Origin of the sequence: Burkholderia humptydooensis, from assembly GCF_001513745.1 — a bacterium.
Classification (GTDB): domain Bacteria; phylum Pseudomonadota; class Gammaproteobacteria; order Burkholderiales; family Burkholderiaceae; genus Burkholderia; species Burkholderia humptydooensis.
Genome location: NZ_CP013380.1, coordinates 2480706 through 2493571, shown reverse-complemented (window position 1 = coordinate 2493571; position 12866 = coordinate 2480706). Strand labels below are relative to the sequence as shown.

At 69.4% G+C, this 12866-nt stretch carries 11 protein-coding genes; 4 read left to right on the top strand and 7 right to left on the bottom strand.

What is annotated here, in order from left to right:
* Positions 1-33: 33 nt before the first annotated feature.
* The 7 genes from iolB to AQ610_RS11135 all read right to left on the bottom strand — a co-directional run bounded on the left by iolB (position 34) and on the right by AQ610_RS11135 (position 8892).
* Positions 34-837 (bottom strand): 5-deoxy-glucuronate isomerase, encoded by an 804-nt coding sequence (gene iolB, locus AQ610_RS11165; protein ID WP_006026463.1) that lies wholly within the window; start codon positions 835-837, stop codon positions 34-36.
* Complete coding sequence (gene iolE / locus AQ610_RS11160) at positions 838-1758, bottom strand: myo-inosose-2 dehydratase (protein ID WP_006026464.1); 921 nt, start codon at positions 1756-1758, stop codon at positions 838-840. It lies immediately after the preceding gene.
* On the bottom strand, positions 1755-3761 hold the full coding sequence (gene iolD, locus AQ610_RS11155) for a 3D-(3,5/4)-trihydroxycyclohexane-1,2-dione acylhydrolase (decyclizing) (RefSeq protein ID WP_006026465.1): 2007 nt from the start codon (positions 3759-3761) through the stop codon (positions 1755-1757). The genes iolE and iolD overlap by 4 nt, the downstream gene beginning before the upstream one ends.
* A 10-nt stretch (positions 3762-3771) precedes the next feature.
* Positions 3772-5769, bottom strand: a complete 1998-nt coding sequence (locus tag AQ610_RS11150; RefSeq protein ID WP_043282566.1) for a bifunctional 5-dehydro-2-deoxygluconokinase/5-dehydro-2-deoxyphosphogluconate aldolase — start codon at positions 5767-5769, stop codon at positions 3772-3774.
* A 13-nt stretch (positions 5770-5782) separates the two neighbouring features.
* Positions 5783-6583, bottom strand: coding sequence for an ATP-binding cassette domain-containing protein (locus AQ610_RS11145; RefSeq protein WP_006026467.1), 801 nt, complete (start codon positions 6581-6583; stop codon positions 5783-5785).
* A gap of 12 nt (positions 6584-6595) precedes the next feature.
* Entirely contained in the window at positions 6596-7741 is a 1146-nt protein-coding gene (locus AQ610_RS11140) for an ABC transporter permease (RefSeq protein WP_006026468.1), read from the bottom strand.
* A 101-nt stretch (positions 7742-7842) separates the two neighbouring features.
* Positions 7843-8892: a sugar ABC transporter substrate-binding protein gene (locus AQ610_RS11135; RefSeq protein ID WP_006026469.1), complete on the bottom strand. Its 1050-nt coding sequence runs from the start codon at positions 8890-8892 to the stop codon at positions 7843-7845.
* 247 nt (positions 8893-9139) lie between these two features.
* Between AQ610_RS11135 and AQ610_RS11130 the strand changes: the two genes are divergently transcribed.
* The 4 genes from AQ610_RS11130 to AQ610_RS11115 all read left to right on the top strand — a co-directional run bounded on the left by AQ610_RS11130 (position 9140) and on the right by AQ610_RS11115 (position 12442).
* Complete coding sequence (locus tag AQ610_RS11130; protein WP_006026470.1) at positions 9140-10021, top strand: MurR/RpiR family transcriptional regulator; 882 nt, start codon at positions 9140-9142, stop codon at positions 10019-10021.
* A complete protein-coding gene (gene iolG, locus AQ610_RS11125) occupies positions 10014-11033 on the top strand; it encodes an inositol 2-dehydrogenase (protein WP_043282567.1) in 1020 nt (339 codons plus the stop codon). Before AQ610_RS11130 ends, iolG begins: the two co-directional genes overlap by 8 nt.
* A gap of 12 nt (positions 11034-11045) precedes the next feature.
* Positions 11046-12083 (top strand): Gfo/Idh/MocA family oxidoreductase, encoded by a 1038-nt coding sequence (locus tag AQ610_RS11120; protein ID WP_006026472.1) that lies wholly within the window; start codon positions 11046-11048, stop codon positions 12081-12083.
* Positions 12084-12211: 128 nt separating this feature from the next.
* A complete protein-coding gene (locus AQ610_RS11115) occupies positions 12212-12442 on the top strand; it encodes a sulfurtransferase TusA family protein (RefSeq protein WP_006026473.1) in 231 nt (76 codons plus the stop codon).
* Positions 12443-12866: the final 424 nt, after the last annotated feature.

The following is a 12866-nucleotide window of genomic DNA, read 5'->3' as shown; positions in this document are numbered from 1 at the left end:
AGCCGGCCTCCGCCGTCGCCGCCATGACTGCCATTACCGCCCGCCGCTCAGCATCCACTCGTGCGCCGGATCGTTCTTGAAGTGCCACACGCGGGTCGGCCCGGCCATCACGTTCAGATAGTACGACTCATACCCGTAAGGCACGACGACCGGGTGATAGCCGCGCGGCACGAGCACGACGTCGTGGTCGCAGGCGGCCATCGATTCGTCGAGGTCGCGCGAATCGGTGTACACGCGCTGGAACACGAAGCCCTGCGGCGGATGCACGCGATGGTAGTACGTCTCCTCGAGCGAGCTTTCGGCGGGCACGTTGTCGGTGTCGTGCTTGTGCGGCGGATAGCTCGACGAGTGTCCGGACGGCGTGCGCACCTCGACGACGAGCAGCGACTCCGCGGGCTCGGTCTGCGGCAGGATATCGCAGACGTAGCGCGTGTTCGCGCCGCTGCCGCGCACCGAGCGCTGCATCTGCGACGGCTTGATGAGCCGCGCCGGGTAGCGGCCGGTCGCGGGCGCGCTCGCGACGCCGAGCTCCGCGTCGCGCGACGCGCGCACGGTAACGGCGAGCTTCGGCGGCAGGTACAGCGCATACGGCGCGACGCCGTCGAACACGCTGTCGCGCGAGCCGAGCCCGGTCCAGCGCGTGCCGTCGCCCGCTTCGATATCGACGGTGCCCGTCAGCACGACGATGCACATTTCGCGCGCGGCCTCGGCGAGCTCGAGCGCCTCGCCTGCCTTCAGCCGATACGCGGCGAAGCCGACGTGTTTCCAGTGCGCCGATTCCGGCGTGACGCGCGCGATCGACGTGCCGTCGCCCGCGCCCTTGACGAGCAGACTCATTTAAGCCGCCTCCTGATGACCGACGGGCGAAAGCGGCGCGTCGACGAGCGCGCGCAGCGTCCGGTAGCCCTTTTGCGCATACGCGTAGCTCGGCGCGACGGCCGGGTCCTGCTCGGCCTCGACGACGAGCCAGCCGCGATAGCCGTGGCGCTTGAGCATGTCGACGATCGTCGGGAAATCGATCGAGCCGTCGCCCGGCACCGTGAACGCACCCGCGATCACCGCGTCGAGAAAGCTCCAGTTGCGGTTGCGCGCGAGCCGGATCACGGCCGGGCGCACGTCCTTGCAGTGGACGTGGCACACGCGGCCGATGTGCTTCGCGAGCTCGGCCGCCGGATCGCCGCCGCCGAACGTCATGTGGCCGGCGTCGAACAGCAGGCCCACCGCATCGCTCGTGCTCGCCATCAGGCGGTCGACGTCGGCGGGGGATTCGACGTACGCGCCCATGTGATGGTGATAGGCGAGCCGCACGCCCCGCGCGAGCGTATGGCGCGCGAACGCATCGACGCGCTCGGCGTATGCGTCCCATTGCGCGCCGTCGACGAAGCGCGGGCGCTGGTAGAGCGGCGCGGGCGAGCCCTGGATCGATCCGGCCACTTCGCCGTAGACCATCACCGTCGCGCCGTTCTTCGCGAGCAGCTCGAGATGCGGGCCGACCGCGTCGATCTCTTCCTGTACGCCGCGCTCGGCGAGCCGGCCCGAGTACCAGCCGGACACGAGCGACAGATCGTATTGCGCGAGGAGCGCCTTCAGCGCCTGAGGCTCGCGCGGGAATTTGTTGCCGAGCTCGAAGCCTTCGTAGCCGATCTCGCGGCCCTCGGTCAGCGCGACGGCGAGCGGCGTCTCGCCGCCGAGCGACGGCAGGTCGTCGTTCATCCACGACAGCGGATTGATGCCGATACGGATCTCGGGTGCGCTCATGTCGATGATTCCGGGGTAGAGGTTGAAGACGAAGCGGAAGCGGCGCCCGCGCGCGCGGCGACGTGCCGCTCGTAGTCCGCGCGCGCGCCGCGCACCGCGTCGCGCGGCGAGACTTCGGGCACCGCGACTTCCCACCACCAGCCGCCGTCGGGCGTCGTGCGGGCGGGATCGGTGTCGATGCAGATCACGTACGTGCGATCGGACGCGCGGGCGCGCGCCATCGCCGCTTCGAGCGCGGCGACGTCGGCGACGTGCTCCGCGTGCGCGCCGAGCGCGCGCGCGTGCGCGGCGAAATCGATGCGCGGCGCGCCGAGCGGGCCTTGCGCGCAATCGTCGAACAGGTTGTTGAACGGCGCGCCGCCGCACGCCTGCTGCAGCCGGTTGATGCAGCCGTAGCCGCGGTTGTCGAGCACGACGACGATCAGCTTCGCGCCGAGCATCACCGACGTCGCGATCTCGCTGTTCATCATCAGATAGCTGCCGTCGCCGACCATCACGATCACGTCGCGTTCGGGCTTCGCGAGCTTCGCGCCGAGCCCGCCCGCGATCTCGTAGCCCATGCACGAATAGCCGTATTCGACGTGGTAGCCGCCCGGCACCGCCGCGCGCCAGAGCTTGTGCAACTCGGCGGGCAGTGTGCCCGCCGCGCACACGGCGATGTCGCGCGCGGCCGAATCGGGCGCCGAGCGCTGGACGGCGCCGATCACGTCGGCGTCGTACGGCAGCGCGCCCGCGCGCGGCGGCGCGTGCGTGACGGCCGTCACGGCGTCGCGCCAGTTGCCGGCGAGCGCCTGCGCACGCGCGGTCCACGCGGCGTCGGCGCGCCAGCCTTCGAGGCGTGCGCCCAGCGCGTCGAGCGCGAGCCGCGCGTCGGCCTGCACGACCGACGCGCGGTGTTTCAGCGCGTCGAACGCATTCGCATTGATGCCGACGACGCGCGCGTGCGCGAACAGCGTGTTCGAGCCCGTCGTGAAATCCTGCAACCGCGTGCCGACCGCGATCACGCAGTCGGCGTCGTGCGCGAGCGCGTTCGCGGCGGGCGAGCCCGTCACGCCGATCGCGCCCGCGTTCAGCGGATGATCCCACGGCAGCGCGCTCTTGCCGGCCTGCGTCTCGCCGACCGGAATGCCGTGGCGCGCGGCGAACGCGGCGAGCGCGGCCGCGCCGCCTTCGCTGTACAGCGCGCCGCCGCCCGCGACGATGAACGGCCGCCTGGCCGCGCGCAACCGCGCGAGCGCCGCGTCGAGCTCCGCCTCGACGGGCGCGGGCGCATGAAACGTGACGACGCGCGGCGCGAAGAACTCGGCCGGGTAGTCGTGCGCCATCGCCTGCACGTCCTGCGGCAGCGCGAGCGTGACGGGGCCGCAGAGCGCCGCGTCGGTGAGCACGCGCAGCGCGCGCGGCAGCGCGGTGAGCAACTGCGCCGGATGCACGATCCGGTCGAAGTAGCGCGATACGGCCTTGAACGCGTCGTTCGCCGAGATCCCGCCGTCGTGGAAATCCTCGATCTGCTGCAGCACCGGGTCCGGCGCGCGCGACACGAACACGTCGCCCGGCAGCAGCAGCACCGGCAGCCGGTTCACGTGCGCGAGCGCGGCCGCGGTGACGAGGTTCGTCGCGCCGGGGCCGATCGACGTCGTCACGGCCATCATCCGGCGGCGCATGTGCGCCTTCGCGTACGCGATCGCGCTGTGCGCCATCGCCTGCTCGTTGTGCGCGCGGTAGGTCGGCAGCGCGTCGCGGTATTGATGCAGCGCTTCGCCCAGGCCCGCGACATTGCCGTGCCCGAAGATCGCGAACACGCCGCCGAACAGGGGCGCGCTGCTGTCGGCTGTGTCGCTGCCGCCGCCGCCCGCCGCGACGCGCTGCGCGGCCAGATAGCGCACGAGCGCCTGCGCGGCGGTCAGGCGGACGGTGCCGCGGATGTTCGCGGCCGGATCGTCGATGAGGTCGTTCACGCTCGGGTTCCGTAGGATTTCGTCATCCATTGCTCTGCGGTTCATGCGCGCGCTCCTAGGCGGCCACGCGCGGCGCGGCCGCGTGCCGGCCGTGCGCGCGGGCGTCCGCGCGGGCCGCGCGCCACGCGCCGATCAGCGTCTCGAACGTCTGCCGCACGCGCGCGATCAGCCCGGCGTCGTCGATCTCGCCCGCGAGCCACGCGCGGCTCGGCTCGTGAAAGATCGTGCGGCCGACCGTGAAGCCGCGGCACGTCGCGGACGCGGCCGCCGCCCTGAAGCCGTCGGCGAGCTCGCCGACGGGCGCCGACAGCCCGAGCAGCACGACGCCGCGGCAGTACGGATCGCGCTCGGCGATCAGCGCGTCGATCGCCTGCCATTGGGCCGCGTCGAGCGGCGCGAGCTTCCACCATTCCGGATGGATGCCGAGGTTGTACAGGCGCTTGAGCGCGCGGTACACGGTGTCGGCCGCCTGCGGCAGATCCGCGCGGTGCGGCGGAATCACTTCGAGCAGCAGCTCGTGACCGCTCGCCTGCACCGCGTCATACAGCGCGCGCAACTGCGTTTCCTGCTCGATCCGCGGCTCGGCGGCCTCGTCCGGATGGTATTGGACGAGGCACTTCGCGACGTGCTCCTGCGGCCACGACACGAGCGTCGTGCCGATCGAGCGGCCGTGATCGAATTCGAGCGGGAGCGACCCCGGCAGTTCGACCGGTCGGCCGATCCACCAGCCGCGGCCCGTCGCGTCGTTGAGCGCGTCCTGGCCGTAGCGGTCGTCGATCAGCACGCCGATCCGGCCGGCGAGTCCGAGCTGCGCCTCCGTCTGCGCGACCGCCTCGACGAACAGGCGCTTGAGCGCATCGATGCGCGCGACGCTCGCGCCCGTTTGCCGCGCGAGCTCGAAGAACTGGTTGCGGTGATCGAACGCGAAGCCGAGCACCTCGTCGCGCGGCGTGCGCGCGGGCGTCACCCGATGCAGCCGCGCGAGCGTCGGGTCGAGATCGGGGCGGCGCATCCGCGCGGGATCGCGCCTCGCCTCGGCGAGGAAATACGCGAGCTCGGCGGGCGTCGGCATCGCGGGCGAGCAGCCGTGCCGCGACACGACGAGCGCGCCGCACGCGTTCGCCGCGCGCGCGGCGTCGGCGAACGGCCGGCCGCGCAGCCATTGCGACAGGAATCCCGACGCGAACGCATCGCCCGCGCCGAGCACGTTCATCACGTCGACCTCGACGCCGCCGATGATCGGCAGCGCGCCGAGCGCCGCGGGCGCGTCGCCGTCGACGATCGAGCAGCCGAGCGGCCCGCGCTTGACGATGAGCGTCGCGCTCGTCGCCGCGCGCACCATCGCGAGCGCATCGGGGAGCGCGTCCTTGCCGCCTGCGATGCGGAATTCCTCCTCGGTGCCGATCACCAGGTCGAAGAGCGGCAGGATCCGCTGCAGGTGCGCGGTCACGCCTTCGTTCGCGATGAAGCGCGTCTCGCCGTCGGCCTTGCCGGTCAGGCCCCACAGCACGGGGCGATAGTCGATGTCGAGCACCGTGCGCACCTGGTTGCGGCGCGCGTAGTCGAGCGCTCGGCGGCTCGCCCGCATCACCTGCTCGGTCGAGAAGTGCGTGCCGGTGATGAGGAGCGCCTTCGACGACGCGATGAACGCCTCGTCGAAATCGTCTTCGTCGAGCGCCATGTCCGCGCAGTTCTCGCGATGGAAGACGAGCGGGAACGTGTCGCGGTCCTTCAGGCCGAGCAGCACGAGCGCGGTCAGGCGCTCGGGATCGGTGCGCAGGCGGCTCGTGTCGCAGCCTTCGCGCGCGAGCGTCTCGCGCACGAAGCGGCCCATGTGGTCGTGGCCGACGCGCGAGAGCATCGCCGATTTCAGGCCGAGCCGCGCGCAGCCGAACGCGATGTTGCCCGAGGAGCCGCCGAGATATTTCGCGAAGCTCGACGCATCCTCGAGCCGCGCGCCGATCTGCTGCGCGTAGAGATCGACGGCGACGCGGCCGATGCAGATCACGTCGAGCGGGCGGTTCTGCGCAAAGGGGAGAGTAGGGAAAGTCATCGCGAGTCCTGGATCAAATGGTCGCGCCGTCGAGTTCGGCGATCATCTTCTGCATCTCGGCGCCGCCCGCCATCATGTCGAGCACCTCGTTCTTGCTGATCGTGTCCTTCGTGAACGTGCCGAGCGAGCGGCCGCGGTTGAGCAGCGTGAACGAATCGCCGATCGGGTACGCGTGATGCACGTTGTGCGTGATGAAGATCACCGAGATTCCCTTCGCGCGCGCGGTGTGGATCAGCTTCAGCACGTTGAAGCTCTGCTTGACGCCGAGCGCGGCGGTCGGCTCGTCGAGGATCAGCACGCGCGCGCCGAAGTGGATCGCGCGCGCGATCGCGAGGCACTGGCGCTCGCCGCCCGACATCGTGCCGATCGGCTGGTGCGCGTCGCGCACATTGATGCCCATCTCGGCGAGCTTCGTGCGGGCGATCTGCGCGCTCGAATCGAGATCCATCACGTTCACGAGGCCGAACAGCTTCTTCTGCGGCTCGCGGCCCATGAAGAAGTTGCGCGCGACGGACAAAAGCGGCACGAGCGCGAGGTCCTGGTAGACGGTCGCGATGCCGAGGTCGAGCGCGTCCTTCGGCGAATCGAACAGCACCGGCTTGCCGTCGACGAGATACTGCCCGTCGGACGGCTGGTGCACGCCCGCGAGCGTCTTGATGAGCGTCGACTTGCCGGCGCCGTTGTCGCCGAGCAGGCAATGCACCTCGCCGCGCTTGACGCGCAGCGTGACGCCCGACAGCGCGATCACCTTGCCGAAATACTTGCTGACGTTCTCGAGCGAGAGAATCGTATCGTTGGATGCTGGCGTGGACATGCTTGAACTCCGTTACGACTGCGACACGCGGCGGCGCACGTAGTGGTTGAACAGCACGGCGACGAGCAGCATCACGCCGAGGAACACGCGGAACCAGTCCGAGCTGATGTTCGTGTAGGTGATGCCGATCTGCACGACGCCGAAGATCAGCGCGCCGAACGCGGCGCCGATCACCGAGCCGTAGCCGCCCGTGAGCAGCGTGCCGCCGATCACCGCGGCGATGATCGCCTCGAATTCCTTCTGCAGCCCGCGGTCGGCCGCGGCCGAGCCGATGTCGGCCACCTGCAGCACGGCGAACAGGCACGCGCAGAACGCGGTCAGCACGAACAGCGAGATCTTCACGCGGCGCACCGGCACGCCGACGTTCTTCGCCGCGTGCGCGTCGCCGCCCGCCGCGAGGATCCAGTTGCCGTAGCGCGTCTTCGCGAGCACGAACGCGCCGATCGCGGTGACGGCGAACCACCACAGGATCACCTTCGGCACGCCGGGCACGAGCGGCTCGCCGTTGTCGAGCAACTGGCCGACGCCTGCGTGCGCGAGCCAGCGGAACAGCTCGTGGAACGCGACGCCCTGAAACAGGAAGTGCACGACGGCGTCGGCGTGCGCGTAGTCGCCGAGGCCCGAGACGATCGTGCGGTCGGCGAACATGATGGACAGCGCGAGCGTCAGGCCGCGCAGGATGAACAGGAACGCGAGCGTGACGATGAACGACGGCAGCTTCGTGCGCATCACGAGATAGCCGTTCAGCGCGCCGAGCGCCATCGAGCCCGCGAACGCGAACAGCACCGCGAGCCAGATCGGCCAGTGGAAGTAGACGGTCGGGATCGCGACCATCATCCCGGCGAAGCCGATCATCGAGCCGATCGACAGGTCGAACTCGCCCGCGACCATCAGCAGGCACGCGCCGACGGCGAGAATGCCGAGGTAGGCCGCGACCTGCGACCAGTTCATGATCCCGTCGAGGTTGAACATCCCGGAGCCGCCCGCGCCGAACGCGAACACCGCGAACACGAGCACGGCGCCGGAAATCGCGGCGAACTCGGGACGGTTGAGAAAGCGCTGGAACCACGCTTCGCCGCGCAGCCGCTCGTCGGACGCCGCGCCCGGCTGCGGTTTTTCGTGTGCGTGCGCTGACATGTGCTTGCCGACTACACCCATGATGTCTCCTTGATGCCCGGCGCGCGGCGCGTTCGGCTCCGCTTCGCCGGTAAAGCGCGCGGGCGTGCGCCCGCGCGTCGTGCGAATCGATGCGATGGACGTTAGCGGTACTGGCCCGCGTACTTGATCACCTTGTCGAGGTTCTCCTTCGTGATGAAGCCCGGGCCCGAGCGGATGTTCTTCGGCCCGTACGACGGCTGCAGCCCGTAGGTCGAGAGCCGCGCCTGGAATTTCGGGTTCGCCTCGAGGATCTGGCGGATCTTCGCGGGATCGGTGGTCTTGTTCTGCTTCGCGATCGCGAGCACGGCCACCGGGATGTAGCCCTGCAGGTACGGCTGCTGGTCGATCGCGAACTTGATCGCGCCGCTCTGGATCGCCTTCGCGATGTCGTCGGAGAAGTCGAACGTCGCGAAGAACAGCTTGTTCGCGAGGCCCATCTGCTGGACCGCCTTCAGCGACGCCGCGGCGGGCACCGGGCCGAGCGTGAGGATCGCCTGCGTGTTCGGGTGGTTGCGCAGATACGCGCTCACCTTCGACTGGATCTCGGTCGGGTCCTGGCCGGAGTCGATCGTCGAGCTCTTGTAGTCGGCGCCGATCGCGTCGGCGAAGCCGCGGCAGCGGTCGAACGACACGCTGTTGGTCGCGATGTGGTTCACGCAGACGAAGCTCTTCACGCCGGCCGCCTTCGCCTTCTCGCCCGCCGCGCGGCCCGCGACGTACTCGGGCTGGCCGACGTGCATGATCGCGCCCAGTTGCGCGCTCTGTTCCTCGGTGCCGGAGTTGATCGTCACGAGCGGGATCTTCTTCGCGGTGACTTTCTTCAGCGAATTCTTCAGCACGTCGTAATCGGCGATCGTCGTGATCACGCCGTCGTAGTCGCGCGCGGCCGATTGCTCGATCAGGCGCGCCATGTCGGCGATGTCGCCGTTCGGCGGATTGCGGTAGTCGGTCGTGACGTCGAAGTCCTCGTCCGCCTGCTTGATCGCGTTCTTGATCGTGTTCCACCACGAATCGGAATCGGGCGCGTGGCTGATCAGCGCGAAGCGCGCGCCTGCCGCCTGGGCGGCCGGGGCCGCGCCGCCCACGCCCGCCGCGACGGCGATCGCGGCGACGCATGCGCGCAGGACGGCCTTGCCGGTGCAAAGTCTCATGTCTCCACCTTTCTCTATCTGTCGTTTTCGGGCGAACGCAGATCGGGCCGCGTTCACGAGCAAGGTTAGGTCAACTCGCCGTGAATTGCAAAGAAAATTTTATTTATTGGTATGTTGGAAAATTTGTTCCATTTTGTGGGCGCAGTGCCTATACTCGGTGCACGACGACAAGACAACGGACAAGGCGTCCGGCGCCTGGCCGCCACGCGCGCGATGCGCGTGGCCGGGCGCGCCGGACGGAACGCACATGGACGATACGACACAACCGGAGACGCCCGCCGTCGACGATCTGCTGCAACGGATCGCCGACGCCTTCGACACGCTGCCGCGCCAGTTGAAGCGCATCGCGTCGTATATCGACGAGCACCGCTCGAGCGTGATGATGGACCGCACGAGCGACATCGCCGAGCGCTGCGGCGTGCATCCGTCCGCCGTCGTGCGCTTCGCGCAGCGCTTCGGCTTTTCGGGTTTTTCCGATTTGCAGGCGGTGTTCAAGGATGCCTATACGGGCCAGAACCCGACCGTGCAGAGCTACCAGCAGCGCATTCGCAACCTGATCGACGGCAAGTCGGGCCAGATGACGGGCGGCGCGGTCGCGCGGCAGTTCATCGACGCGTCGCGCGCGGGGCTCGACGAACTCGCGGCGGGCCTCGACGACGACCAGTTCGACGCGGCCGTCACGATGCTCGAGCGCGCGGAGAACATCTACGTGGTTGGCGTGCGCCGTTCGTTTCCGGTCGCGAGCTACATCGTCTACGCGCTCCAGCATACGGCCAAGCGCGTGCATCTCGTGTCCGGCCTCGGCGGGATGTACCGCGAGCAGATTCGCAGCGTGAAGAAGGGCGACGTCGTGATCGCGATCAGCTTCGCGCCGTACGGCAAGGAAACGCAGTACTGCCTGCGCGCCGCGCGCCACAACCATGCGCAGACGCTCGTCATCACCGACAGCCGTCTGTCGCCGCTCGCGCGCGACGCGAGCGCCCATTTGCTCGTGAAGGAGGGGAGTGCGTTCGCGTTCCGCTCGCTCACGAGCACGATCTGCCTGTGCCAGGCGCTCTTCATCGCGCTCGCGTACCGGCTGGAGTTGAACGTGGAAGAAGTCAAGGACACTGGAGGATACGATGACTAATGCAGTACCGACGATCGACGTCGCCGTGTTCGGCGCCGGGCGCATCGGCCGCATTCATGCGGGCAATCTCGCGCGCCGGCCCGGCGTGCGGCTGAAGTACGTGGTCGACGTGAACCGCGACGCGGCGGCCGCGCTCGCCGCGCAGCACGGCGCGCAGGTTGCCGACGTCGAGGGCGCGCTCGGCGACGCGTCGATCGGCGCATCGGTGATCTGCTCGAGCACCGACACGCACGCCGATCTGATCGTCGGCTCCGCGCGCGCGGGCAAGCACGTGTTCTGCGAGAAGCCCGTCGACCTGACGCTCGCGCGGGCGCGCGTATGCGAGGCGGCCGTCGCGCGGGCGGGCGTCGTCTGCATGATCGGCTTCCAGCGCCGTTTCGATCCGACGTTCGAGGCACTCAAGCGCCGCGTCGACGCGGGCGAGATCGGCACGCCGGAGATGCTCGTCGTGACGAGCCGCGATCCGGGCGCGCCGCCTCTCGACTACATCAGGCATTCGGGCGGGATCTTCAAGGACATGCTGATCCACGATTTCGACATCTTCCGCTGGGTCCTCGGCGACGACGCCGACACGCTGCACGCGACGGGCAGTTGCCTCACCGACCCGGCGATCGCGGACGCGGGCGACGTCGATTCGACCGCGGTCACGATCCGCACGAAGCGCGGCCGGCTCTGCCAGATCAACACGTCGCGCCGCGCCGCGTACGGCTACGACCAGCGCTTCGAAGTGCTCGGCAGCGCCGGGATGCTGCAGGCGGGCAACGTGCGGCCGACCGAGGTGACGGGCTACTCGGCGCAGGCGGTGTCGACGGACCTGCCCGAGGCGTTCTTCCTCGAACGCTATCGCGCGGCGTACGCGCGTGAGATCGAGCACTTCTTCGCGGCGGTGACGAGCGGCGAGCCGGTGCGCACGACGATCGCCGACGGCGTGAAGGCGCTCGAGCTCGCCGAGGCGGCGACGCTGTCGTGGCGGGAAGGGCGCGCGGTGAAGCTCGATGAAACGGCGGCCTGAAGGAGCGATGCGATGACAATCAGCCACCGCGCCGCACCCGTGCGGATCGGCATCGCGGGGCTCGGGCGGCTCGGCCGGCGCCATGCGGAGAACCTCGCGCGGCGTGTCGCGGGCGCGCGGCTCGCGGCCGCGTGCAGTCCCGTCGCCGACGAATGCGCGTGGGCGCGCGATGCGCTCGGCGTGCCGCGCGTCTACGAGGATTTCGATGCGCTCGCGGCCGACCCCGAGCTCGACGCGCTCTGGCTCGTCACGCCGTCGGCGCTGCATGCGGACCAGATCGTCGCGGCGCTCGTCGCGGGCAAGCACGTGTTCTGCGAGAAGCCGCTGTCGCTCGATCTCGGCGAATGCGAGCGGGTGCTCGCCGAGGCGCGCGCGCGGCCGCATCTCGTCGCGACGATCGGCTTCATGCGCCGCTTCGATCCGAGCTATCGCGACGCATACGCGCGCGTTGCGGCGGGCGAGATCGGCCGGCCGTTCCTCGTGCGCTCGCAGACTTGCGACCGGAACGATCCGGAAGGCTTCTTCGTGCGCTTCGCGCCGACCTCGGGCGGCATCTTCCTCGACTGCACGGTGCATGACATCGACGTCGCGCGCTGGCTCCTCGGCGCGCCGCGCGCGACGCGCGTGTACGCGGCGGGCGCGGTCGCGCTGCACGAGGGCCTGCGCGCGTGCGGCGACGTCGACAACGGCGTCGCGATCTGCGAGTTCGAAGGCGGCCGGCTTGCGATGTTCTACGCATCGCGCACGATGGCGCACGGCAACGACACGCACTCGGAAGTGATCGGCACGGCGGGCGGGCTCGCGATCGGCCGCAACCCGCGCGCGAACCGCGTCGAGATCTACGATGCGGCGGGCATTCGCAACACCTGCACGCCGACGTTCTTCGACCGCTTCGAGGAGGCGTTCCTGATCGAGGCGCAGGCGTTCGTCGCGGCGGTGCGCGGCGAGGGCGGCACGGGCGGCGCGACGCTCGCGGACGCGCTCGAGGCGACGAGAATCGGCCATGCGCTGCGCGAATCGCTGCGGACCGGGCGGGCGATCGAGCTGTAGCCCGACGCACGCGCGCCGCATGGCGGGCGGCGCGCGTGCGCTCGCGCGGGGGCGGACGGGAGCGCATGCGGTAGAATCTGTCGTTCCGATAGCGCCGCGACGGCGCGCCATTCGAAGGTCGAAAGCCGATGCTCATTCACAAGGAAGTGGACGCGCGCGGGCTCAATTGCCCGCTGCCGATCCTGCGCGCGAAGAAAGCGCTCGCCGACATGGAAAGCGGCCAGATTCTGAAGGTGCTCGCCACCGATCCCGGCTCGCAGCGCGATTTCGCCGCGTTTGCGAAGCAGACGGGCAACGAAATCGTCGAATCGTCGACGACGCAGGACAGGACGTTCGTCTTCCTGATGCGCCGCCGCTGACGCGCGCGGGCGCCGGAAGCGGCCGTCCGCCGGCTCGCGCCGCGCAGGGCAATCGCATGAATGGGCGTTAACAATCAAGGAGTGACGAGCGGGGTTGTAAACCGAGGCGAATCAAGCGTTTACTACCATCTTTTGCGGAGGCATCAGATGACGGAAACGCAAGCCTTGAGCATCGAAGACGCGTTCGGCGAGTTGCGCGATCCGCGTAGCCGGACGCCGGCCCACGATTGTTGGCGGTCAAGGAGAACCAGCCGACGCTGCTCGTGGAGATTCGCACAACGCTCGACGCGCTCGACCGTCTTCCGCCCGGCGAGCGCTGGGACGGTTCGAATGAGCATCGAGCCGTCGAAAAGGACCACGGCCGGATCGAAACGCGTCGCTGCCTCGTCAGCGACGTGATGAGCACATGGCGCGCGGCGGCGCT